We start from the raw sequence: 23521 nt of genomic DNA, 5'->3' as shown, positions 1-23521 counted from the left end.
TTTAAGATTAACCTAAAACGTGAAATGCTAATACTTTTTGCACATCATAAACATTTACAGATTTATTGAATTGTTTTACGATGCTTGGTTGCAATTCGCTGGCAACCCATATTTTTAATTCAGCATCAAGATCAAAAGTTCCTGCGGTTTCTACACTGAATCTTGTAATGCTTTTGTAGGCAATTGATTTGTATTCCGTTTTGCTTCCTGTTATTCCTTGTACGTCAACAAGAATTAATCTTTTGTTAGTGAAGATAAAAGTATCACGGATTAATTTAAAACCCATTTCGATTTCTTCCTTATCAGTTAAAAGCTGTCCGTATTTTTTAATTAAATCTTCTTGGCTTACTGAACCAGCGTTTCCAAGAATAGCTGAAAATATTCCCATTTTGTAGTTTTTTATTTTATTACAATTTTTTCTTTTTTAGAAGTTGTAAAAGTAATTGATTTTGTTAATTTTTTCGAGCTCCTTTTATAAAAAGTGGAGTCAAAATAAGCGAAAGTAAAAAAGCTGAAATTAAAGAAACTATAATATTTCCGTATGCTTTAAAATCAAGACCGTTTAAAAATCGGATTGTAATAATTAATACCGTAAAAAGTATAGAATAAACCCAATATGATTTATTTACTAAAGTATTCGAAGTGTTGTCTTTTGGAAGTTTTGATATTGCAAAAACTATGACTATTGCACCGATTAAACTGCTTAGATGTTGTGCTATTTTTAAAACGGGAATTTTTATATCAAAAAGAGAAACAGAATTTCTAAGTTCAGTAATATGATTCACAAAATAACCGTGATCGTGTGTAAAACTATCCCAGAATATATGCGATACAACACCAATTATTATAGAAATTAATACAACAATCGAATTAGTTCTGAAATAATTGTTCCAATTAAAATCAGAAAAGGTTAAAATTCGGGATTTAATAATCAGCGGTAAATTATGGTATAAATCGTTTCGAACAATATTGTGAAAGATAAACGTAAGTAATATTGCTAATGGCAGATCAAACCAAAATATTCCGTAAAGGGTATGGCTGTATATGCTTTGAACTTTCATCCGAATAAAATATTCAAAATCGGGTGTCAAACTGCCAATTATAAGTCCAGTTAATGAAAAATAATTTTTAGGTAAATATCTTAACGGTAAAATTATTGCAGGATGAGAAAAAGTAAAAGGCATTCAGTTTAAATAGAATTAAGGTTTTGTATGAGGTTAAAATTAAGATTAATAAATCAAGCAGAAAATTTATTTCCCTTAATCTCTTAATTTTAAAATAGAAGCAAAAAAAAAGCAGAACCTAAGTTCTGCTTTTTAATATTTATTATTCTAGTTCAGTTTTTATCGTTATTGGGAGATTGTAGGCAGTTCTTACTGCTTTTCCGTTTAGCATTCCCGGACTCCATTTTGTTTTTAATGATTTTAATACTCTAATAGCTTCTTTACCCATTCCGTAACCTGGATCTCTTTTTACTTCGATGTCAGTCATTGAGCCGTCTCTTTCGATTACGAAAGAAACATACACTTTTAATGTTTTTTCTGCATCTAATTCAGGTCTGTTGAAATTATTTCCCACAAAAGTGTAGAACTTATTAATTCCTCCAGGAAACTCTGGCAATTTGTCTAATGCGGCAGCAATTACAGGAACCTCTGGATTCACTGATGGTACTACTACTGTTTCTGGACCGTTACCATCAGGTAATGCATTATTACTAGGAGTTCCATTTCCAGGTGTAGCATTGTCAACAATAGGACCGTTTTGTTTATTAGTTGCAATTTCCGGTGCAGCCTCAGGCGCTGTAACAACCACAGGATGTACTAACTGAGCTACTTCAGGAGCAGGTGCAGTTTGTTGTGGAGGCGCAATTGGTTTTGGAGCTACCGGTTCAACAGGAATTATAATGTCAACTCTTGTTGGATGCATTGGAGTGTCAGGAACGGTTGATGGTTCTATGACAGTCCCGCCTTTTAATTTATTAATCAACATCGAACCAGTTCCAATGCTTGCCAATAGTAGCAGTCCTGCAAATAGTGCTGTAATGGTAGTTTTAGAATTTTCCTGACGTAATTGATACGCGCCGTACTCTTTGTTTTTGTTTTCGAAAACTAGGTCAGTCCAAGTGGTTTCGTAGATGTTTGATTTAGACATGATTTTTGGATTTTAAGGTTAAGTAACTTTAAATCATAAGCAATTGGGTTTTGGTTTTAGCTAACAACGTAGGGATTGTTATTTTAGTATATGAATAATTTATTTTTTTAAGAATAAATACGATTATATTTTATTCTTTACCTAAAGATAATAAATTATCTATTACGTTCAATGATTTCTGCTAATAATTTTTTGGCACGAAGTAATTTTACTTTTACGTTGCTCAGAGGCTCGTCAATCTTGACGGCAATTTCCTGATAAGTCATTTCCTGAAAGTAACGTAACTGGATTACTTCCTGATAGTGGGGTTTTAATTCTTTGATGCAAAGAAGCAATCGGGAGAGGTTTTGCTCTTTAATTAAAGCATCTTCGGCAGATGGAGTAGGGTCAGCAATATTGTAAGCCTGCTGATCGTCGGCGTCAGTGATTTCTATAAAAAGATTAGTTTTCTTTTTTCGAAGTAAATCAATGTAAACATTTTTTGCAATTGCAATTAGCCAGGTATTGAATTGAAATTCAGAATTGTATGTGGCTATTTTATCAAAAGCTTTTGAGAAAGTCTCAATGGTAATATCTTCGGCAGTAGTTTCGTTTTCGGTACGTTTTAACATGAAGCCATAAACCTCATTCCAGTAATAATCTAATAAAAAAGTAAAGGCGATCTGGTCGCCTTTTTTTGCTTTTTCTATTTTAGAATTTATTTCCAATGTACAGGTTTTGAAAAGATATTAGTTATAAAGATATTAATTTGCGTGAATATAAGCACGATTTCTACAATAGGAAACCAAATTTTAAGATCATTTTCTTTTAATTTCCCCGCAGAAAATCCAATTACTGTCCAAACAATAGTGTAGCGCGTTGCCAAAATTGCCAATACAGCGATCCATTGAAATTGGAAAGCCAATAAAACAATAACTAATATAAAGAATAATAATTGTGTGCAGAAGAATAAACCCAATTGCATTTTATCAAAAAACTTATAATATTCTGCCGTAGAAGTATGTCTTCTTTTTTGGGTAAACCATTCTTTATAAGTTTCCTTTGGTTTTGAATATGTAAAACTTTCCGGAGCATAAGAAATTGCAGTGTTTTCTTTGGTTGCAGCCTGATTAATGAACAAATCATCATCGCCGGAACGAACCTGAATGTGATCTATAAAACCATTAACATTAAAAAATTCTTCTTTTTTATAAGCAAGATTTCGTCCAACTCCCATATATGGAAGACCCAATTTTGCCCACGAAAAATATTGTACCGCCGTTAAAACAGTTTCAAAACGAATTACTTTATTTAATAACGAACGCTCTATTTTTTCATAACCGCCATAACCCAAAACAATAGTTTTGTTCATTGTAAATTGTGAAGTCATTGCAGTGATCCAGTTTTTTGAAGTTGGATAACAATCAGCATCAGTAAATAATAAGTAATCTTTTCTTGATGCTTTGATTCCTAATGTTAAGGCGTATTTTTTATTTCCCCAAAAGGCTTCGTTATTTTGTACTTTAACCAAACGAATATTCGGGTATTGTTGTTCAAATTCTTCAAAAACTTCTAACGTTTCGTCGCTTGAAGCATCGTCAATTAAAACAATTTCAAAATCAGGATAATCTTGTTCCGCTAATAATGGAATGAATTTTTTAACGTTTTCTTCTTCATTTTTAGCACATACAATTACTGAAACAGGAAGATTTTTTGATGTGATTTCTTGGGGTTTACCAAAGGCAAATTTTCCAAAAATTCCTAAATAATAGAAAACCTGAATAAAAACAATAGCAATAAAGAAGTAAAGTAAAGTTATAAGCATCTGATTTTAATGTCTTTTAATTTCTAAATCTTGCGAGTGCAAATGTACTTATGAATTCCTAGATTTCAATGGCTAAAGCCGATTTACTTTCGGCATTTCGACATTTCTTTCGCAACAGCAATAGCCTGAGGGTTTTCGCTTTTTTCTAACTCCGAAATTATATTTTTATAATTATGATCGTCTCTGTTTTGAGATAGTTTTTTAGTGGCCTGAATCTCGTCGATTTCAATTTCAAAACCAAAGATTCCTCTCGCCTCGCGCATTGTTTTTGTTGATAAATCTTCAACACGAACAGGATTTACAGAATTGGCTTCGTATTTATCAACCAATTTTTTAAGCTGTTCTATAGTAGTTTCCTCGTCAACAATCTTAATTCGTCCGTAAACATGTACGGCTATATAATTCCATGTTGGTACATTTTCATGATCGTACCAAGACGAAGAAATATAACTATGAGGTCCTGTAAATACTGCTAAAACCTGATCGTTTTCTGCAAAACCTTCTGCTTGCGGATTAAGTTTAGAAAGATGTCCTTGCAGAATTTCTTTTCCATCAGCATTTACTTCAAACTCAATCGGAATATGTGTTGCGCATAATTTTCCGTGAGTTTGATTAATCAGAATTCCAAAGCTATTTTCTTTCAAAAAAGTTCTGATTGATTCCGGATCTTCGTCTTTGTATATTTTAGGTGTGTACATTGCTTCAGGTAATGAGATTTATTTTAGAGATTTTCCAAGGCAAATAGCTTCTGGTCGATCTATATATTTTCCGTAATTCGGAATTGTGTTATATCCTTGTTTTTGGTAAAACTGAATTGCTTCTTGATTTTTTATTCGTGTTTCCAGAATCAAATCCGTATATCCAATTGTTTTGGCCTTTTCTTCTAAAAAAGCTAAAATTGTTTGCCCGATTTTCTTTCCGGGAAATTTTGAATACATTCGTTTTACTTCAGCGGTATTATCGTTAACTGGTCTGATGGCGCCGCACCCTACAATTTCATCTTCGAGTTCGGCAATAACAAAGATAAATTCAGGATTGTTATATTGCCAATCTGTAAAAGAATTCTTTCCGTCGCTTCCAAAACGAAGATAGAGATTTATGGACAATTCTTCGATAATTGCAGCGACTTTTTCATCACTAGGATTTGCTGTTTTTATTGAAGGTATTTGTGCCATTTTTAATTTGAAACTAAGTCTTTTCTGGAGCTAAACCAACTTGGATGAACACTGAGCCATAGAATTGCAAGTCCCATTAAAGTAAAAAGAACTCCTCCAACAATAAATTGTACGGTAATATCATCAGAAAATGCAGATGTAAAAGAGTGAAATAAACGAGAGAAAACACCTCTTCTAAAAAACTTAAGCCTTATAATGATATACATTACTATAGCAACTATAATCGAATTTAGTGACGAAAATTTATGTTTCCAATTCAGGAAAGAAATTACAAAAATCCCAATTAATAAACCAAGGAATATCCAGATATAGATACTTGGCCAAAAATCAAGTAAAATTTCTTTTGTTGGGAATAATTCATTCCAGCAATCTGTTTGTTGACCTTGAAAATGTTTTACAGCACAAATATATTGTTCTGCTACTGAGTAATATCGTAATTGTAATATGCCATGAATCAGGAAAATCATTCCAGACAATTGTATTAAAATTACAAAGAAATTAATTTTTTTCATTTAGAAATTAAAGGGTTTTATGCTTGTTTTTAAATGACATTAACTTCTGCTTCAATATGAATTCCGAAAGTTTCAAAAACGGTTTTCTGAACATCTCTCGAAACAGCCAAGATTTCTTGTCCGGTTGCGTTTCCGTAATTTACCAAAACCAAAGCTTGATTTTTATGAACACCTGCATCACCAAAACGTTTTCCTTTAAATCCTGCTTGCTCAATTAACCAACCAGCCGGAACTTTTACTTCGGTTTCTGAAACTTCATAATATTTCATTTCAGGGAATTTCGCATGAATTTTTTCGAAATCAGATTTCAATAAAATAGGGTTTTTAAAGAAACTTCCGCTATTTCCCAATTCTTTTGGATCGGGTAATTTGCTTTGTCTGATTGCGATTACAGCATTACTTACATCTTTTAAAGTTGGATTTGTAATGTTGTTTTTAGCCAATTCAGCAGTAATATCTCCGTAAGAAGTATTGATTTTATGATTGCGTTTCGTCAATTTATAAACCACAGAAGTAATTATATATTGATCTTTAACTTCATTTTTAAAGATGCTTTCGCGATATCCAAAATCACATTCGGTATTAGAGAAAGTTTTTATTTCCAGCGATTCAATATTTATTGCTTCACACGAAACAAAAGTGTCTTTAATCTCCGTTCCGTATGCGCCAATATTCTGAACTGGCGTTGTACCAACATTTCCAGGAATTAGAGACATGTTTTCTAAACCTCCAAAATTATTGTCGATAGTCCACAATACGAAATCGTGCCAGGTTTCTCCGGCTTGGCTTTCAACCCAAACAAAATCGTCGTCTTCTTTAATGATTTTTTTGTCTTTTAAATCAATATGAATCACCAAAGCATCAATGTCTTTAGTAAGAAGCATATTACTTCCGCCTCCTAAAATAAATTTCTTGTCGTTTTTATTTTCCTCTAGAATTGTTTTCAATTCGGCAACTGAATGCACTGCAACAAATTGTTTGGCTTTGGCTTCAATGCCAAAAGTATTGTAGTTTTTTAAAGAAAAATTGGATTGGATTTCCATAAATAAAAGGCTTTTGAATCCCGAAAAGTTGGGATATTTCTGGGTTCAAAAGTACGGATTATAATTTATTTGAGTTAGATTTTGAAAAATTATGAGGTAGAAAGTTTAATTCGCTTTATCTCACTTTATAAAAGATTTACTTAATGAAAACTTTTCAATTTCGTAATTCAATTTTTATATTCTTTTTCTGATATGAATCTTTTCTTTTGTATGTTTGATTCCCCAAATTAACGATACCATATAAATGAAAGTAGCCTTTAAAATCCTGTTTTTTACAATTATAATTTTTCAATTCATTAGTTGTAATGATTCCAAAAAGGAAATTGCATTAAAAACCGAGGTAAGTAAAAATTCTGATAAAGAGTCGGAAATTGTAGAAAATGACCCCATAAAAGAGGAGTTTTCTTTTCCTGATGATAATACTTTGCCAGTAAAAATTATTCGTTTGGAAACCTTTCATTCCGATGAAATTGAAGAAAATTATAGTAAGAAAGTTTGGTTTGGACTTTTTAAAAACAAGGACAATTATTCACTTGCCGAAACCAAAGTGTCTTTTAAAAGAGTAAATGATCCAATAATTGACGAAACTGACGAAGAGAAAACAGGTTGGGAAGTTAGTGCTCAGGCAAAAGATTCTTGTTTGATTTTAATTGAAAAACTTCCTTATTTTATTGACGGAAATATATCAAGCGTCAAAATACCTGAAAGTATTTATCCGGAAGAGAGTTTTAAATTTAACTACAAGAACGTCGAATACACTTTGTTGGCGACTGGCAAAAAGAAAAAAGAACAACAAGATTCAGATTGGATTGTAGTTTCAAATTATAAATTATATCTAAAAACGGTTGTTAACGGTAAAGAAACTACCGAACTTCTGGTTGCAAAGAAAAATTTTGATGACCAAATGATTAAAATAATATTTGCCGGAGATCTTGATGACGACAACAAATTAGATTTAATTATCGACACAGCAAGTCATTACAATGTTACGAGCCCAACGCTTTATTTATCAAAACCTGCCGAAAAAGGAAGAGCAATTAAGCCAGTTGGAGTTTTTGCAACAGTAGGATGTTAATTAATAGTATAGACTTTAGTTTATAGCGGCAATAAATCGTTGCATTTCTTTTAAGGTTCCTATCGTAATTCTGGTCCATTTTCCGTTTTCTTCATAAATTCTGGTTCCCATTATATTATGATCTGCTAATTGTTTGAAATAATCTTTTTTATAATTTTCTAAAGAGAAATAAACAAAATTTGAATAAGACGGAATGCATTCCAGATTAAGTTTGGTAATTTGCTCTATCGTATATTTTTTCACCTCTTCATTTGAAGTGTAAACTTGTCGAATGAAATTTTCATCGTTTAAAGATGCAATTGCAGCTGTAGCCGATACAACGCTGACAGACATATTTGGAGAAGATTTAAAAGTATTAATTTCATCTATCGTAGCCGAATTTGCAACAGCATAACCAACGCGAGCGCCTGCTAAACCATACATTTTTGAAAATGTTTTGGTGATAATCACATTTTTATTTTCTAAAACAAGATTTGTTAAAGATTGCTCTTTTGTAAAATCGATATAAGCTTCATCAACAAAAACGATTGCTTTTTTTGAAGCTTCATTTATAAAAGAAACCAATTCTTCTCTATTACAGATTGTTCCGGTTGGGTTATTGGGATTACAGATATAAATCATTTTAGTTTCTGAATCAATGGCTTTCAACATGGCAGGCAAATCATGTTTTTTATCCTTGGTTAATGGAACGGTTATTTTCTTAAGTCCTAGTTTTTCATAAGGAGCGGTCCAATAATCAAAAGTAGTTTCGGCCATTATAAAATTCCCTTTTTTGGATGCCGTGTATTGAAGTACTAAATCTAAAATTTCAGTTGAACCCGCGCCTAATGTAATATTGTTATCTGAAACATTATTTTTTTTAGCAATTAGCGTAATTAATTCAGGCCAAAGAGTCCAGCCGTATCGATTACTGGTATTAATACTTTTTGCCATTGCAGCACGTGCTAACGGAGATGGTCCGTAAGGGTTTTCATTCGATCTGAGTAATATTGGAGAATTGTCTAAATCAGGTAAAATGTATTCTTCTGCAGGACTTGCAAATGCTTCAAGCTGACAAAATCCTAATCCTATTGTGCCTAATCCTATTTGTTTTAGCCAATTTCTTCTGTTATTCATCTCTTTTCGATTAAATTAAACAATTCAATACAATAGTATGTCGTTGAAATAGGAAGAAAGTTACGAGGTATTTTTAGATTTTCTTTGTGTAAGTTTGAATGAATTATAATGATGTAATTGTATTTAAATCAATTCTTAAGAATAAAGTTGCAGTTCTGATTTGAATGCAAAAAGGTTTTATTCCAATTAGAATTGATCGTCAAAGTCCTTTTGTTCTCTTAAATGTGATGCTATTATACAGCCAATAACAAAACCACTTATAAGTCCTCCAATGTGCGCTGCATTATCAATATTTCCAAATAATCCCATTAATAAATTGTAGCCCACAAATATTGCACCGAAAACTAAATAAGCTTTGTTTAACAATGGTGAAAAAACTTTTCGAAACGATAATGCGATAAAAAGTCCATAAAGCCCAAAAATTGCTCCTGATGCTCCAACGCTTACAGTTGCATCATGCCACCAAATGCTGGCGAGACTTGCAAAAATTCCTGTAACCAGATATATTATAAGATATTTTGCTTTTCCTAAAAGAGGTTCCAGAAATAAACCAACAATATAAAGACCAAACATATTTGAGACTAAATGCATTATACCGCCATGCAAAAAGACAGATGTAAGCAATCTCCACCATTGTCCGTCTTCGACAAAAGGTCTGAAGTTTGCGCCCCAATCAAGCAGATCTTTTCCTTTAAAAGTAAAAAGACCAAAACCTGTACAAACCATTAAAATGAAAATGAATAAGTTGAGGTTAATTAAAATTGGAGTGATGTAAAAATCTTCTCTTGGCATTAAAAAATCAAAAGTATCTTTTAGACTATCTAATTTTGATTTTTTCCCAATTCTAAGGTTTCTGACGCTTTGTGGTTGCAGTTTGGTAAAAAAGATTAGAATAAACCAAAATAAAAGACCAATTCCTAAAGCGCCTAAAACCCATTCGAGTTTTTTACCGTTTCGGTTTTTAAAAGGTTCGTCGTGTGCTATTAATAAAAAGGGTTTATTAAGATCGTAATGCGTGTTTTGTTCTATTGCCGAATTAAAATTATCATGATCTTCTGTGTTTCCTACGAGTTCTAAATAAGTAAATTGATTAAAATCGGTATTATTAAATTCTTTTTCAGTTCTTGCAGCAAAATCCTTAAATCTAATCTGTTTTTCACCATTAGATAAACTATTGCTTATTTCTTCGGAGTATCTTTTTCCTAGCCAATACTTACATTCATGTTTAGATGTTTCCTTGGCTGTTTTTAAAATAGGCATTGCCACATAGATAAGCATATTAAAACGTTCATTGTTTTTTCCGGTTGCTTCGCCAGTGTTTAGAACGCCAATATTCTTTTTGTCAATATAGAATTTTTGTAAAGTATAATATTTTGTCTTTTCATGTTTCGGAATCTCAGAAATAGTTTCAAGCGGAGTCAGTTTTCCAGTTGCTGTAATCAAATATTCCTGAGCAATCATAGTTGGAATTGCGATTACTACGACTGCCATTAAATGAAAGAAAAAGGATTTATTATCATTTTTAAATTTTAAGTTCTTTAATCTTGGACTTAAAAAAAGGTAAACAAGAATACATGGAATACCACAAGGAAGCCAAAACTTTAAAAACATTTCTTTAGCAGGAAATAATTCAAATTTGATAAATAAAAACCAATGCAGGAAAGTATAGATAGAAATAAAACTAATTGCAATTATTAAAAAAGGCAAGTAAATTAATTTGATTTTTTCTAAAAGATCTTTCATTTTAAAATATAAAAAAGGTTGCTTTGATTGGTTTTATTGAGGAGTTAATTAGAATATTGGCTTAGTAACTCATGGTATTTATCGGCAATAATCTTCATATTGATATTATAATTCGCATTCTCTTCTACAAACTTTCTGTTTTGCAAAATAGCATTATTTCGGGATTCGATATTTTCGAAAGACCAAATAAGTTCTTCGGCAAGCATTTTGATATTATCGATTTCAATTAATTGTCCGTTCTCACGATGTTTAATCCAGCTTTGATTTCCGGGAATGTCTGAAACTACAGGATAACAATTACAAGCCATTGCTTCAAATAAAGAAGCCGAAACGCCTTCGGTAATTGGCATACTAATATAAATATTCGATTGTTGTAGTAATTTAGGAAGGTCAGTATTTGGAATTCTTCCTGTGAAAATTACTTTGTTTTCGATTTGTAGTGCTGTTGCTAAATCTTTCAAAAATTGCAATCTTGTTCCGTCACCAACAATAGTTAGCGAAAAATCAATTCCTTTTTGATTAAGAATTGCAAAAGCTTTCAAAATAGAATCATGACGATATTCAGGTTGTAAAGAACGAGTTACAATCGCTTCAATTTTGCTTGAATTATTTATCGAAGGAAAAAAAAGCGATAAGTCAATTCCTTTCGGGATAACCAAAACTTTATTCATATCAACGCCAACAGCTTTCATAGAAATCGTCATAACCGGACCCCAAGCATGAATTAAATCGGCTTTTTTGAAAGCATATTTCTGAATGATTTTCTTAAAAGGAAGTAAAATAGAACCGTCCGGCCATAAATCAGTTCGGCCTTGTTGCGCAATCGCAATTGGATGCATTCCTGAAATCGCAGCAAGAAAACCATAACTTGTGGTTCTTTCTGCAATAATCATATCCGGTTTTTGTTCCCGAATAGTTTTTCGAATAGAAATAGGAGAGAAGATGTATTCTAAAATACGCTTGAATCGATTGAGTTTCGAATTATTTGGCGTTTGAAGTTCCCAAGTGCAGATTTCAAAATCTCCAAATTCTTTCAAACCTTTCATCCACGTAATCGCGTCTGCACGATAAGATTCTCCCAGAAAAAGTATTTTTCTTTTTTTCATTCGGCAAACTTAATTTTTTTTGCCACGAATTTCACGAATTTGCACTAATTTTTATTGTTTGGCTTTGACAAAGTTTTAAACTTTGTCAAAGGTTTTAATTAGTGAAATTAGTGGCAACTTTTTTTTAAAATTCGTCAGTATCCAAAGCGCGATTGATGAATTCGTTCAATGGTTTTAAGGCGATTAATTTCTTGCTTATTTTGGAAACAAAGTCTTTTTGCGTCACTTCCGAAATATCATATTTTTGAGTTGCCGTAAAACTTTTTAGTTTTAAAAACTCAATTGCAGGATGTTCTTTTTCGTAACCTCTCGGCGGATTTTTAAGCGAATTAGTTTCGTTTACATCCAGGCTTCCAAATTCTTTTTTGAAGTTTTTATCTGCTAAAATAGCTTCCAAATCATCATGGAAAAAAGCAATTTCTTTACGAACCTTTTTTAAATCTTCCGCTTCAGGCGAATAAAACCCACCGGCAATAAAACTGGCGCCTTTTTCTATATGTACATAATATCCGGCGCGGTTTAAGCCTTTAGTTCCACATGACATCCAAACTCCAAGATGTGCTTTATAAGGAGATTTGTCTTTAGAAAACCGAATGTCGCGATTGATTCTGAAAGTACAATTTTTAACTTCCAATAGTTCTAATGACGGATCAAGAGGTTTCATCGCATCCAGAAAGTCACTAACCAATTGATGGTAATCTTTTTTGAAAACTTCGTATCGTTTTTTATTCTCCTGAAACCAATCTCTGTTGTTGTTCTTTTTTAAATCGTCTAAAAATTGCAATGATTCTTTAGTTAGCATATTCGTTATATTATTGCAGTTGTTTTTTTAAGTCTTTTTCGCTGATAAAACCAATCAATTTTTTTTGTACAGCTTTGTTTTCGTATAAAACCATAGTAGGAAGCTGGTCAATTTTTAGTTGAGTTGCCAAAGTTTTGTTTTTGTCCACATCAATTCTAATGATAACCACTTTGTCAGCCATTTCTTTTTGCATTTTCAAAAGATACGGTTCCATTTGTTTGCATGGACCACACCATTCTGCATAGAAATCAACCAGAACTTTTTTGTCGGAATTTAATAAATCATTAAAATCATTCATAGTCATTCCAACTTGAGCCGTCGAAGGCTTTGATAATCCTTCTGCGTTCCATTTCATGATTCCGCCTTCTAATTCATAAACATTGGTAAAACCTAATTCATTTAGTTTTGCGGCAGCTTTTTTACTTCTTCCGCCACTTAAACAATATACAAAAACAGGTTTCGATTTATCGTAAGAAGCTGCTTTTTCGGCAAAATCTTCACTGTTCCAGTTTATATTTGCGGCATTATCAATATGTTCAGATTCGAATTCTTCGGGAGTTCGAACATCAAGTATTTGAGGATTTTCGGTTGTTTTGATTTTCTCTGCAAAATCTTTCGGAGCAATCTCCTTAAAAGAATTGTCTTCTTTTTTGTTACATGAAATTAGTACAACGGAAACTATTAGGAATAAAATTTTAGAAAACTTCATAAGACTGAATTTTAAAATATAGAATTGCTAAAGTAATGATTTTTCAATTTTTGAGTTCATAATAGAAAGTGAAAAAAAAATGGTTTGCTATGAATTGAACGAATTAGCGTGATTTTTTTATTTAGTGTGGGTGTTTTTTACTTAGTACACGCATTTTTGTCATTTCGACCGAAGGGAGAAATCACACTAGAAACTCTACAAGTAAAATCGCCAATCTTTGTCGAATCCCGAGTGTGATTTCTCCTTCGTTGAAATGACAAACTTTGGGAGTAAACTTTGTCAAAGCTTAAAACCGTTTAATTCTCAATAAAAAAATCCCCCTAAATTAAACATCTTATAAGTCTGATGTGTTGATTTTACTATCGCTTCGGTACGTTCCGGATGTGTATCTGATATAAAAAGCTGGCCAAAAGTTTCGCTATTTACCATTTCGATTATTTTGGCAACGCGATTTTCGTCTAATTTGTCAAAAATATCATCAAATAATAATAACGGTTTTACGCCACTTTGTTTCTTTAAAAATTCGAATTGTGCTAATTTCAAAGCAATCAAAAAAGATTTCTGCTGACCTTGTGATCCGAATTTCTTTATTGGATGTGAATCAATTTCAAAAGATAAATCATCTTTGTGGATTCCGACACTTGTATATTGCAGCGCGCGATCTTTATTAATATTCTCCTTTAATAATGTCAATAAATCTTTTTCGAACAAATTACTTTCATAAACCAATTGCACAGTTTCCTCAGATCCTGTTATGGCTTGGTGATGCACATTAAATATAGGTATGAATTGTTCCAGGAAATCTTTTCTTTTTTCGAAAATCGATTGCCCAAAACTATTTAGTTGTTCATTATATATAGATAAGGTATCATTATCGAAAACATGATTCAGCGCAAAATATTTAAGCAAAGCATTTCGCTGCACAATTACTTTTTGATATTGAATAAGCTGATGTAAATAAGTCGAATCTAATTGCGAAATCACGCTGTCCATAAATTTACGGCGTGTTTCACTTCCTTCAACAATTAAATCACGATCTGCGGGAGAAATAATTACAAGCGGAATAAACCCAATATGATCGGAGAATTTATCGTAGGCTTTTCCGTTTCTTTTTAAAATTTTCTTTTGTCCTTTTTTTAAACTGCAAACGATTTGTTCCGTTCTTTCATTTTTCTCTAATTCGGCATCGATTACAAAAAACTCTTCTCCGTGTTTGATATTTTGAACCGCCAACGGATTAAAATAACTTTTTCCATAAGCCAAATGATAAATTGCATCAAGAACATTGGTTTTCCCAATTCCGTTTTTACCCACAAAACAATTGATCTTGTGGTCAAAATCAAAACTGATTTCGGAGAAATTTTTATAATTGAATAAAGAAATTTTGTTTAAATGCATTGTTTTTGAAACTGTAATGATAAAAGTTGACGTTTCCAGATTATCACTTTATCCTGCAGATTAGGTTTTTCTGCCACAGATTAAAAGATTAAAAAGGATTTTGTTCCGCAAATTTAATTCAATAAATGCTTAATCTGAGAGATTCTGTAAAATCTGTGTTTAAAAATTACTTTTTCAGGATTTGAGAGTTTGAGTTGAGCAGAAAATAATTAGTATAAAAATTATCGAAACAATAGACTTTTCGGGCATTTCGAGATGAATTATTTTCTCTGAAATACTAAAGAAGTTACTGTTTAGTGAATTATTTTTTTAAAATGGATATAAATTTGCTTTTTTTTGCTTTAGTTTCAATAAAAATTTTATTTTTGCCGTTCACTAAATTAAATTGAAATGGCAACTTATAATAAAAGAGGATATAAAACACCAAAAGAAAAGGAAGTTAAAGATGTTGTTACAGAAGAACAACAAGTAATCATTGACGAGAAGGATAGTACAACGGCTGGTGTGTTCTCAAAATTAGATGAAACCGCTTCAAAAACTGAGGATTGGGTTGCTAAAAATCAAAAAATTATTATTGGTTTAGTTGCTGGTATTGCAGTTGCAACTATTGGATATTTAGCTTACCAAAAATTTATTGAAGCTCCAAAACAAAATGAAGCTGCAAGCGAAATGTTTGTTGCGCAACAAAATTTTGAAAAAGCGACAAATGGTGTAGCAAGTGATTCATTATACAAATTGGCTTTGAATGGTTCTGAAGGTAAATTCGGATTCGTTAAAATTGCTGACGAGTATTCTGGAACTGATGCAGGAAATTTAGCGAACTACTATGCTGGTATTGCTTCTTTGAACATTGGTAAATATGATGACGCTATTAAATACTTAGGAGAATTTAAATCAAAAGAAGCTATCGTTGGAGCTTTGGCAATTGGTGCAATTGGAGATGCTTATTCTCAAAAGAACCAACAAAAAGAAGCTTTAGACTATTATGTAAAAGCTGCTGAATCTAATAAAAATGATTTCACAACACCTCGTTTCTTATTAAAAGCAGGTAAAACAGCTTTGGCTTTAGGTCAAAAAGAAGATGCTATCAAGTACTTAACAGATATTAAAGAAAACTACGATGCAACTCCAGAAGCAGCTTCTGTTGATGTATTGATTGGATTAGCGCAATAAAAATTTTAGACTTTAGATTTAAGATTGTAGATTTGTATTTAAGAATCTATCCCGAGACTTCGGGACGAAAATCAAAAATTTAAAATATTACTGATGGCTACTGAAAATAAAAACTTATCAGAATACGATAAAAACACGATCCCAAATGCGAAAGACTTTCGATTTGGGATTGTTGTTTCTGAGTGGAACGAAACCATAACAGAAGGACTTTATAATGGCGCTTTTGATGCCTTAGTTGATTGTGATGTACCGCAACAGCAAATTATTCGTTGGAATGTTCCGGGAAGTTTTGAGCTGATTTATGGTGCAAAGAAAATGTTGCAAACGCAAAATGTAGATGCAGTTATTGTAATTGGATGTGTAATTCAAGGAGAAACTAAACATTTTGATTTTGTGTGTGAAGGTGTAACGCAAGGAATTAAAGACTTGAATGTTCAGACTGATATTCCGGTTATTTTTTGTGTTTTAACAGATAATAACATGCAACAATCTATTGACAGAAGTGGAGGAGTTCACGGAAACAAAGGAACCGAAGCAGCAATTGCAGCTATAAAAATGGCATATATTCGTCAACAAGCTTCAATGTCACATCCGTTTCACCAACCATTATTGTCTTCAGGTGCGCTTCAAATCGAAGATAAACCAAGAAAAATCGAGAACGAATAAAACACAAATGTTTTAAAAATACTAAAACCTATACTGTGTAAAAATAGTATAGGTTTTTTTGTTTTTTTTATGATAGCTGTTATTCTAAAACCCAACAGAAATTCATTAAATTTGTACACCATGGTTTTTAAAAACCAGGAATAAATTAATAATATTATCCTGAGATTTTTACAGAGAATATCTTGTTGAAATCCAGGAACAACCTTTAACCCAAATTTTTTAATGTCGAGTATAATTCAATTACTTCCTGATCACGTTGCTAATCAAATTGCTGCTGGAGAAGTGGTTCAAAGACCAGCTTCAGTTGTAAAAGAGCTATTAGAAAATGCTGTTGATGCAAAAGCAACTGATATTAAATTGATCATTAAAGACGCTGGAAAATCATTAGTTCAGGTGATCGATAATGGTATGGGAATGAATGTTACCGACGCTCGTTTGTGTTTTGAGCGCCACGCAACTTCAAAAATACGTCAGGCCGAAGATTTATTCTCACTTGCTACCAAAGGTTTTCGTGGAGAAGCATTGGCTTCTATTGCCGCAATTGCGCACATGGAAATGAAAACCAAACAAGATCAGGACGAACTTGGAACTCATATTATAATCGAAGGAAGTAAATTTGTATCACAAGAAGTTGCTGTTTTACCAAAAGGAACATCATTTGCGGTTAAAAATTTATTTTTTAATATTCCGGCACGTCGTAACTTCTTAAAATCAGATACGGTTGAATTTCGTCATGTTATGGATGAATTTCAGCGAGTAGCTTTGGCGCATCCAAATATTCATTTTACATTTTATCATAACGGAAGCGAAATGTATAATTTGCCGGCGGCAGGTTATCGTCAGCGAATTGTTGGGATAATGTCCGGTAAAACCAATGAAAAATTAGTTCCCGTTAATGAAGATACAGAAATTATAAACGTTCAGGGATTTGTGTGCAAACCTGAATTTGCCAAGAAAAGCCGAGGTGAACAATTCTTTTTTGTAAACGATCGTTTTATTAAAAGCGGTTATTTGCATCACGCAGTAATGGCAGCTTATGACGGACTTTTGAAAGACGGTTCTCAGCCAAGTTATTTCTTGTATTTGCAAGTTCCGCCAAACACAATCGATATCAATATTCATCCAACTAAAACGGAAATTAAGTTTGATGATGAACAGGCATTATACGCTATTTTAAGAGCTTCAATAAAACATAGTTTAGGACAGTTTAATGTTGCGCCGGTTTTAGATTTTGATCGCGATGCAAATTTAGATACACCATATCATTATAAAGATTTAGAAGCCGAAACACCAACGATTCAGGTCGATGGCACTTTTAATCCGTTTACGGATGATAAAACAAATCAGCATTATTCTAAATCAAGTTCAAATTCAGGTTCAGGATCTGGATCAAGCTATAGTTCCGGATCGAATTCTAATTCTTATTCAGGAGGATATTCTAAACGAGTAGAGCCAACCGCAAGCTGGGAAAGTTTGTACGTAGGTTTGGAAACAGAAAGTATCGAAAGTTCGCCTTTTACATTCGAAAATGAAGAAGTAACTTCGTCATTATTCAATGATGATGAGATAGAACAAGCGACTCAGGGAACGTATCAGATTCATAAAAAATATATAGTTTCGCCAATAAAATCAGGAATGGTTATTGTTGATCAGCAACGTGCGCATCAACGTATTTTATACGAGCAATTTTTGTTGAATATGACCGTTAATCAAGCATCAAGTCAGCAATTATTGTTTCCGCTGAATTTATTTTATTCGTCAGGCGAAATGGAATTAATCGAAGAGTTGAAACCTTCGCTTGAAACAACAGGTTTTGTTTTTGATGAAGCTCAAACAGATCATATTGTCATTTCGGGAATTCCTGTAAATATTACAGAAAGCGAAGTTTCGTTAGTAATAGAACAATTATTAAGTGATTTGCAAGACGGAATTCCGGCTAATAGTTACAGTCAGAATGATACGATTGCAAAATCTATGGCGAAGAGTTTAGCGGTTAAAACCGGATCTTATTTAACCGAAAAAGAGCAAGATAATTTGGTAAACGGATTGTTTGCCTGTAAAGATCCAAATATTTCACCTTTTCAAAAACCTACCTTCATCACCATGCGTGTTGAAGATATAGATAAAAAGTTTGCCTTATGATGAATATGACTCCTGTAGTAAAACAATTATTGATAATTAATATCATATTTTTTATTGGTTCTCAATTGGTACCAGTTTCAGAGCAGTTTTTTGCACTTTTTTTTCCGGAAAGTGATTTTTTTAGATTATGGCAACCCTTAACGCATATGTTTATGCATGGAGGTATTATGCATATTGCTTTTAATATGATCGCTATGGTTTCTTTTGGATCAGCTTTAGAGCACTTTTGGGGAGGTAAAAAATTTATTTTCTTTTATATTTCCTGTGGTTTAGGTGCAGCCTTATTACAAATCGGAGTGAATTATTTGCAATTTCAGTCAGCTTTAGAACCAGTAAGAGGTTTAGGCTTATCGGATGCAACTTTACATCAAATATTAAATGTAAATTTTAGTGATGGTTCTAGTTTTAGATCTGATTTGTTTTTGGAGCAAATCAAACCAATATTAGAGAAGGCTGGAAAGACAAATCTTGATGATGCTGGATTTAAAGGATTGTTTAATGCTTCTGTAATTACTCAGGTTCCAATGGTAGGTGCTTCGGGAGCTATTTATGGACTTCTTGTAGCTTTTGCCTTTATGTTTCCGAATGCAGAATTAGCTCTAATGTTTATACCAGTTCCTATCAAAGCGAAATATTTTGTTCCGGGTATTATTGCAGTAGATTTATTTTTAGGTTTAAAAGGAGATTCTATATTTGGGGGTGGAGGTACTGGGATTGCCCATTTCGCACATATCGGAGGTGCAATTGTTGGGTATTTTATGATGTGGTATTGGAAAAAAAATCAGTTTAATCAAAATCGTTGGAATTAATTTTTAACTTTAATATAAAAAATAGAAACTAAAGAAAAGCTTTTATGAATATTCTTGACGATTTAAAACTACAATATAAATTAGGAGGAATTGCAATGCGTGTCATTTATTGGAACATTGCTTGTTTTCTGGTTTCATTAGTGTTTTTCTACCAATATTCTATTGGTCAATTTGCTTTCCCAAGCTGGTTGGCATTGTCGTCAGATCCTCAATCTTTCTTGTTTAGACCCTGGACATTTTTAACGTATGCATTCTTTCATGATGGATTTTTCCATTTGTTATTTAATATGTTGGTTTTAAATTTTGCCAGTAATTTATTTATGACATTCTTTACTCAAAAGCAATATTTAGGATTGTACATTTTAGGTGCTATTTTTTCGGGAGTTGCTTTTGCTTTAAGTTTTTACTTTCTAAATATTGCAGGTTCTATCGTTGGTGCTTCTGCTGCTATTATGGCAATTTTGGTTGCAACCACAACTTATCAGCCTTTGATGAATGTGCGTTTAATGTTTTTTGGAAACGTTAAGCTTTGGCATATTACGGCTGTAATTTTGGTTTTAGATCTAATGCAGTTTCGTTTGGATAATACCGGCGGACATATCTCGCATTTAGCCGGAGCAATTTTTGGATTTATTTATATTAAGTTGCTTCAAAACGGAACAGATTTGAGCATTATTATTTCCAAAACGCTTGATTTTTTTACAAATCTATTTAGAAAATCCCCATCGACCCCATTCACAAAAGTTCATAAAAATTACAAAAAACCTACTGAAAAAGTGACGTCCCGAATTGTTACGAAAGACAAAACGCAGCAACAAATCGACGAAATTTTAGACAAGATTAGCCAGTCCGGTTATGATTGTCTGACAAAAGAAGAAAAAGAGTTTTTATTTAAAGCTGGAAAATAATCCTTTTAGCAAACAAATATGAAAAACCTTTCGTGGTTTAATAAAATAATGTTCTTTTTGAATATAGTTCTGACTGTACTGACATTTAGCATCTATATTTTACCATTTTTAGCACCTAAAAGTTTTCCGCTTTTATCGGTGCTGACTTTGTTTATGCCAGCTTTTTTTGTCCTCAATGGATTTTTCTTTGTTTACTGGGCAATTCAGTTTAAAAAGCGACTTATTTTGTCTGGTTTAGTCTTGTTAACCGGAATCACCTTTATCAGTAAGTTTTATAAATTCTCAACCAAAGAATATGTTCCGGATGAAAGAGATTTCTCTGTGATGAGTTATAATGTCCGACTTTTTAATGTTTTTAAATGGTTAGATCGTGATGATATTCCGTCAAACATTAAAGCTTTTATTGACGAAAAAGATCCGGATATTCTGTGTATTCAGGAATATTCAAACTCGGCTCATATTGATTTAAAAGTATATCCACATCGTTATATTTTTATTGAAGGAAATAAAATCAAAACCGGTCAGGCAATTTTCTCCAAGTTTCCAATTTTATATGAAGGAAATATCATTTTTCCAAATTCAGATAACAACGTAATTTATGCTGATATAAAACGCGGAAAAGATATTATCAGGGTTTATAATATGCACTTGCAGTCGATCAAGATTTCGCCTGATGTTAGTGATATTTCTAATAATATAGACAATGTAAATCAGGAAAAATCTCAATTGATTTATACCCGAATCAGTAAAGGATTTAGGCAACAGCAAGAACAAGCACAAATATTTAAGGAGAATATCAAACAATGCAAAACCCCGATTATTATTTGTGGAGATATGAATAATAGTCCGTTTTCATATGTATATCGAAGTATAAAAGGAAAACTAAAAGATGCTTTTGAAGAAGCCGGAGAAGGTTTTGGAGCTACTTATAAATTCCGTTATTATCCAGCCCGAATTGATTATATTTTTACGGATAGTAAAATGAAAGTCAAGCAATTCGAGAGTTTTCCTGATTTCGAAAACTCGGATCATTACCCCATTATGACAAGACTTTCTATTGAATAGTTTTTTAACTGAAATTTTAACCGCAAAGGTGCGAAGGTTTACGCAAAGTTCGCAAAGCTATATTCATCTGGCTTTGCGAACTTTGCGTTTTCTATGCGCAATGTAAAATTAAATCTTTGCGCCTTTGCGGTAAAATTTTTACGGTAGTTTACAAGTTTAACTTTCGATATTGCAAAGGAGAAGTTTGTTTTAATTCTTTGAATTTTCTATTGAAATTTGAGATGTTATTAAAGCCACATAACTCGGCAATTTCTAAAACGGAAAGTTCACTGTTATTTGCCAATAGCTTTGAAGCATGCTCAATTCTCACTTCTATTAAAAACTGGAAAAAAGACTTGTTCGTCCGGACTTTAAAATACCGGCAAAATGCATTTTTGGTCATATTTGCAATCGAGGCAATTTCGTCCAAATTTATGTTTTTGCTAAAATTAGTCATTACATGTTCAAAGACTGTTTGCATTCTTTTACCTTCATTATCGGTGATTTTTTTATCATATAAATGATTCGATAATTGTTCTTTATCGTTATTTGAAAGCCATTTTAGGATTTCCAAAAACAGAATAAAACGTTGGTAATTGTCGGCTTTATTTAGCTTTTTAAAAGACTTGGTAATTTTCTTCGGAGCATTGTGGATTATAAAGCCGTTTCTGCTGCTTTCTAAAAATGGATGAATGTTTTTGAAAGTATTCAGGTTGAAAAAATCCTTTCCAAAGGAGTTTGTAGTGAAAAATAACGTAAGCATTATTGAAGCTTCATTTTCGCGCACTTCACTTCTAAAAACATGAGGTAAATTGCTGCCAATCACTAATATATCACCTTGGTTGTAGTGCGAAATAGTGTCTCCGGCAAAAACGGCACCTTCGCCTTTTTCGATAAAACTAATTTGAATTTCTTCATGTTGATGAAGCTTGTCGTAGAAAACAATTTCTCTATCTTCTTGATATATAAGCGGATCTTCTCCCGATTTAGGGATTTTAAATGGAAAAACTTTCATGGTTGGGTTAGTTAGTTATATCAAATATATTTTATTTCGATAAAAAAATAGCAATATATTAGTTGGTTTTTTACATAAGTATCTTATATAGGGTAATATAGTATTACTTTGAGATAATTTATCAGCCTCCTGCTTTGTTCAATATAAATAATTTTGGTCCTAATTAAAATCGATATTATGAGTATTCAATGGAAAGGCGTTATGCCGGCGGTAACTACAAAATTTACTGCAGATGATAAATTAGACTTCAGAATGTTTGAAGTAAACTTAAAAGCACAACTAGACGCAGGTGTTGAAGGAATCATACTTGGTGGAACTTTAGGAGAAGCAAGCACCCTTTTAGAAGAGGAGAAGAGAGAGTTGGTAAAAGGTACTGTGAGTATGGTTAATAATCAGGTTCCTGTAATTATGAATATTGCTGAACAAACTACCAAAGGAGCAATTTTGGCTGCAAATAAAGCAGAGCAAGACGGAGCAAAAGGATTGATGATGTTGCCTCCAATGCGTTACAAAGCTTCTGATTTTGAAACCGTAACATTTTTCTCTGAAGTGGCTAAAAGTACTTCACTTCCAATAATGGTTTACAATAACCCAATTGATTATAAAATTGAAGTTACACTTGATATGTTCGAAGAAATCCTGAAATTCGATAACATTCAGGCTGTAAAAGAATCAACAAGAGATATTTCGAATGTAACAAGAATGATCAACCGTTTTGGAGATCGATTGAAAATATTATCAGGAGTCGATACATTGGCTTTAGAAAGTTTATTGATGGGATCTCACGGATGGGTTTCTGGTTTAGTTGATGCTTTCCCAAGAGAAACTGTAGCGATTTACAAATTGGCAAAAGCAGGCCGAATTGACGAAGCGCTAAAAATATACAGATGGTTTTTGCCTTTATTAGAATTAGATATCAATGCTTTTTTAGTTCAGAATATCAAGCTTGCAGAAGTAGCAACAGGAATTGGAACAGAAAATGTTCGTGCACCAAGATTGCCGCTTCGTGGAGCTGAGAGAGAACACGTTTTAGGAATTATTGCCAGATCATTAGAATCAAGACCAGAATTACCGGATTATAAAAATTTATAATCAAGAACTGATTCAATTGGTTTTACAAGTTTCTTCTT

General features: G+C 32.4%; 24 protein-coding genes. 8 read left to right on the top strand and 16 right to left on the bottom strand.

Translation table 11 applies throughout. The annotated features are described in order from the left end of the window. Nucleotides 1-7 precede the first annotated feature (7 nt). The 9 genes from CLU81_RS08480 to murB form a co-directional block, all read right to left on the bottom strand. Nucleotides 8-388 (bottom strand): PH domain-containing protein, encoded by a 381-nt coding sequence (locus tag CLU81_RS08480; RefSeq protein ID WP_099709422.1) that lies wholly within the window; start codon nt 386-388, stop codon nt 8-10. A gap of 64 nt (nt 389-452) precedes the next feature. Further along, entirely contained in the window at nt 453-1184 is a 732-nt protein-coding gene (locus CLU81_RS08475; protein ID WP_099709421.1) for a DUF4184 family protein, read from the bottom strand. Between the two features lie 142 nt (nt 1185-1326). Beyond that, a complete protein-coding gene (locus CLU81_RS08470) occupies nt 1327-2151 on the bottom strand; it encodes an energy transducer TonB (protein ID WP_099709420.1) in 825 nt (274 codons plus the stop codon). Nucleotides 2152-2306: 155 nt separating this feature from the next. Beyond that, a complete protein-coding gene (locus CLU81_RS08465) occupies nt 2307-2858 on the bottom strand; it encodes an RNA polymerase sigma factor (protein ID WP_099709419.1) in 552 nt (183 codons plus the stop codon). Then, on the bottom strand, nt 2849-3955 hold the full coding sequence (locus CLU81_RS08460; protein ID WP_099709418.1) for a glycosyltransferase: 1107 nt from the start codon (nt 3953-3955) through the stop codon (nt 2849-2851). The genes CLU81_RS08465 and CLU81_RS08460 overlap by 10 nt, the downstream gene beginning before the upstream one ends. 83 nt (nt 3956-4038) lie before the next feature. Continuing rightward, nucleotides 4039-4653: an FMN-binding negative transcriptional regulator gene (locus tag CLU81_RS08455; protein ID WP_099709417.1), complete on the bottom strand. Its 615-nt coding sequence runs from the start codon at nt 4651-4653 to the stop codon at nt 4039-4041. Nucleotides 4654-4671: 18 nt separating this feature from the next. Next, on the bottom strand, nt 4672-5130 hold the full coding sequence (locus tag CLU81_RS08450) for a GNAT family N-acetyltransferase (protein ID WP_099709416.1): 459 nt from the start codon (nt 5128-5130) through the stop codon (nt 4672-4674). 2 nt (nt 5131-5132) lie between these two features. Continuing rightward, entirely contained in the window at nt 5133-5642 is a 510-nt protein-coding gene (locus tag CLU81_RS08445) for a hypothetical protein (RefSeq protein WP_099709415.1), read from the bottom strand. A 29-nt stretch (nt 5643-5671) separates the two neighbouring features. Beyond that, complete coding sequence (gene murB / locus CLU81_RS08440) at nt 5672-6685, bottom strand: UDP-N-acetylmuramate dehydrogenase (RefSeq protein ID WP_099709414.1); 1014 nt, start codon at nt 6683-6685, stop codon at nt 5672-5674. A 244-nt stretch (nt 6686-6929) separates the two neighbouring features. Here murB and CLU81_RS08435 point away from each other — a divergent pair, with 244 nt between their 5' ends. Further along, nucleotides 6930-7760: a hypothetical protein gene (locus tag CLU81_RS08435; RefSeq protein ID WP_099709413.1), complete on the top strand. Its 831-nt coding sequence runs from the start codon at nt 6930-6932 to the stop codon at nt 7758-7760. A gap of 15 nt (nt 7761-7775) precedes the next feature. On the opposite strand, the gene hisC is transcribed toward CLU81_RS08435, so the two are convergent. From hisC to CLU81_RS08405, 6 genes are all read right to left on the bottom strand, one after another. After that, nucleotides 7776-8876, bottom strand: coding sequence for a histidinol-phosphate transaminase (gene hisC, locus CLU81_RS08430; RefSeq protein WP_099709412.1), 1101 nt, complete (start codon nt 8874-8876; stop codon nt 7776-7778). A 186-nt stretch (nt 8877-9062) separates the two neighbouring features. Beyond that, complete coding sequence (locus CLU81_RS08425; protein WP_099709411.1) at nt 9063-10619, bottom strand: rhomboid family intramembrane serine protease; 1557 nt, start codon at nt 10617-10619, stop codon at nt 9063-9065. 44 nt (nt 10620-10663) lie between these two features. Then, the gene (locus CLU81_RS08420) at nt 10664-11725 is read right to left on the bottom strand and encodes a glycosyltransferase (RefSeq protein ID WP_099709410.1); all 1062 of its coding nucleotides are present in this window, start codon (nt 11723-11725) and stop codon (nt 10664-10666) included. A 124-nt stretch (nt 11726-11849) separates the two neighbouring features. Next, the gene (locus CLU81_RS08415) at nt 11850-12527 is read right to left on the bottom strand and encodes a DUF2461 domain-containing protein (RefSeq protein ID WP_099709409.1); all 678 of its coding nucleotides are present in this window, start codon (nt 12525-12527) and stop codon (nt 11850-11852) included. Nucleotides 12528-12537: 10 nt separating this feature from the next. Further along, entirely contained in the window at nt 12538-13236 is a 699-nt protein-coding gene (locus CLU81_RS08410; RefSeq protein WP_099709408.1) for a thioredoxin domain-containing protein, read from the bottom strand. Nucleotides 13237-13539: 303 nt separating this feature from the next. Further along, nucleotides 13540-14634, bottom strand: a complete 1095-nt coding sequence (locus tag CLU81_RS08405) for a DNA replication/repair protein RecF (RefSeq protein ID WP_099709407.1) — start codon at nt 14632-14634, stop codon at nt 13540-13542. 390 nt (nt 14635-15024) lie between these two features. On the opposite strand from CLU81_RS08405, the gene CLU81_RS08400 reads away from it, so the two are divergent. The 6 genes from CLU81_RS08400 to CLU81_RS08375 all read left to right on the top strand — a co-directional run bounded on the left by CLU81_RS08400 (nt 15025) and on the right by CLU81_RS08375 (nt 21397). Further along, nucleotides 15025-15807, top strand: coding sequence for a tol-pal system YbgF family protein (locus CLU81_RS08400; protein WP_099709406.1), 783 nt, complete (start codon nt 15025-15027; stop codon nt 15805-15807). Between the two features lie 93 nt (nt 15808-15900). Beyond that, the gene (ribH, locus tag CLU81_RS08395; RefSeq protein WP_099709405.1) at nt 15901-16473 is read left to right on the top strand and encodes a 6,7-dimethyl-8-ribityllumazine synthase; all 573 of its coding nucleotides are present in this window, start codon (nt 15901-15903) and stop codon (nt 16471-16473) included. 222 nt (nt 16474-16695) lie between these two features. Continuing rightward, on the top strand, nt 16696-18615 hold the full coding sequence (gene mutL, locus CLU81_RS08390; RefSeq protein ID WP_099709404.1) for a DNA mismatch repair endonuclease MutL: 1920 nt from the start codon (nt 16696-16698) through the stop codon (nt 18613-18615). After that, entirely contained in the window at nt 18612-19424 is an 813-nt protein-coding gene (locus CLU81_RS08385; protein ID WP_099709403.1) for a rhomboid family intramembrane serine protease, read from the top strand. Before mutL ends, CLU81_RS08385 begins: the two co-directional genes overlap by 4 nt. 44 nt (nt 19425-19468) lie before the next feature. After that, entirely contained in the window at nt 19469-20332 is an 864-nt protein-coding gene (locus tag CLU81_RS08380) for a rhomboid family intramembrane serine protease (protein WP_099709402.1), read from the top strand. A gap of 48 nt (nt 20333-20380) precedes the next feature. Continuing rightward, on the top strand, nt 20381-21397 hold the full coding sequence (locus tag CLU81_RS08375) for an endonuclease/exonuclease/phosphatase family protein (RefSeq protein WP_099712708.1): 1017 nt from the start codon (nt 20381-20383) through the stop codon (nt 21395-21397). 148 nt (nt 21398-21545) lie between these two features. Here CLU81_RS08375 and CLU81_RS08370 read toward each other — a convergent pair whose 3' ends face one another. Further along, the gene (locus CLU81_RS08370) at nt 21546-22391 is read right to left on the bottom strand and encodes an AraC family transcriptional regulator (protein ID WP_099709401.1); all 846 of its coding nucleotides are present in this window, start codon (nt 22389-22391) and stop codon (nt 21546-21548) included. A 177-nt stretch (nt 22392-22568) separates the two neighbouring features. Here CLU81_RS08370 and CLU81_RS08365 point away from each other — a divergent pair, with 177 nt between their 5' ends. Further along, nucleotides 22569-23483 (top strand): dihydrodipicolinate synthase family protein, encoded by a 915-nt coding sequence (locus tag CLU81_RS08365; RefSeq protein WP_099709400.1) that lies wholly within the window; start codon nt 22569-22571, stop codon nt 23481-23483. The last annotated feature ends 38 nt before the right edge of the window (nt 23484-23521 follow it).

The organism is Flavobacterium sp. 9, from assembly GCF_002754195.1.
Lineage (GTDB): Bacteria > Bacteroidota > Bacteroidia > Flavobacteriales > Flavobacteriaceae > Flavobacterium.
Note: the sequence above shows the minus strand (reverse complement) of the source record. Positions and strands in the feature narration are given on the sequence as shown.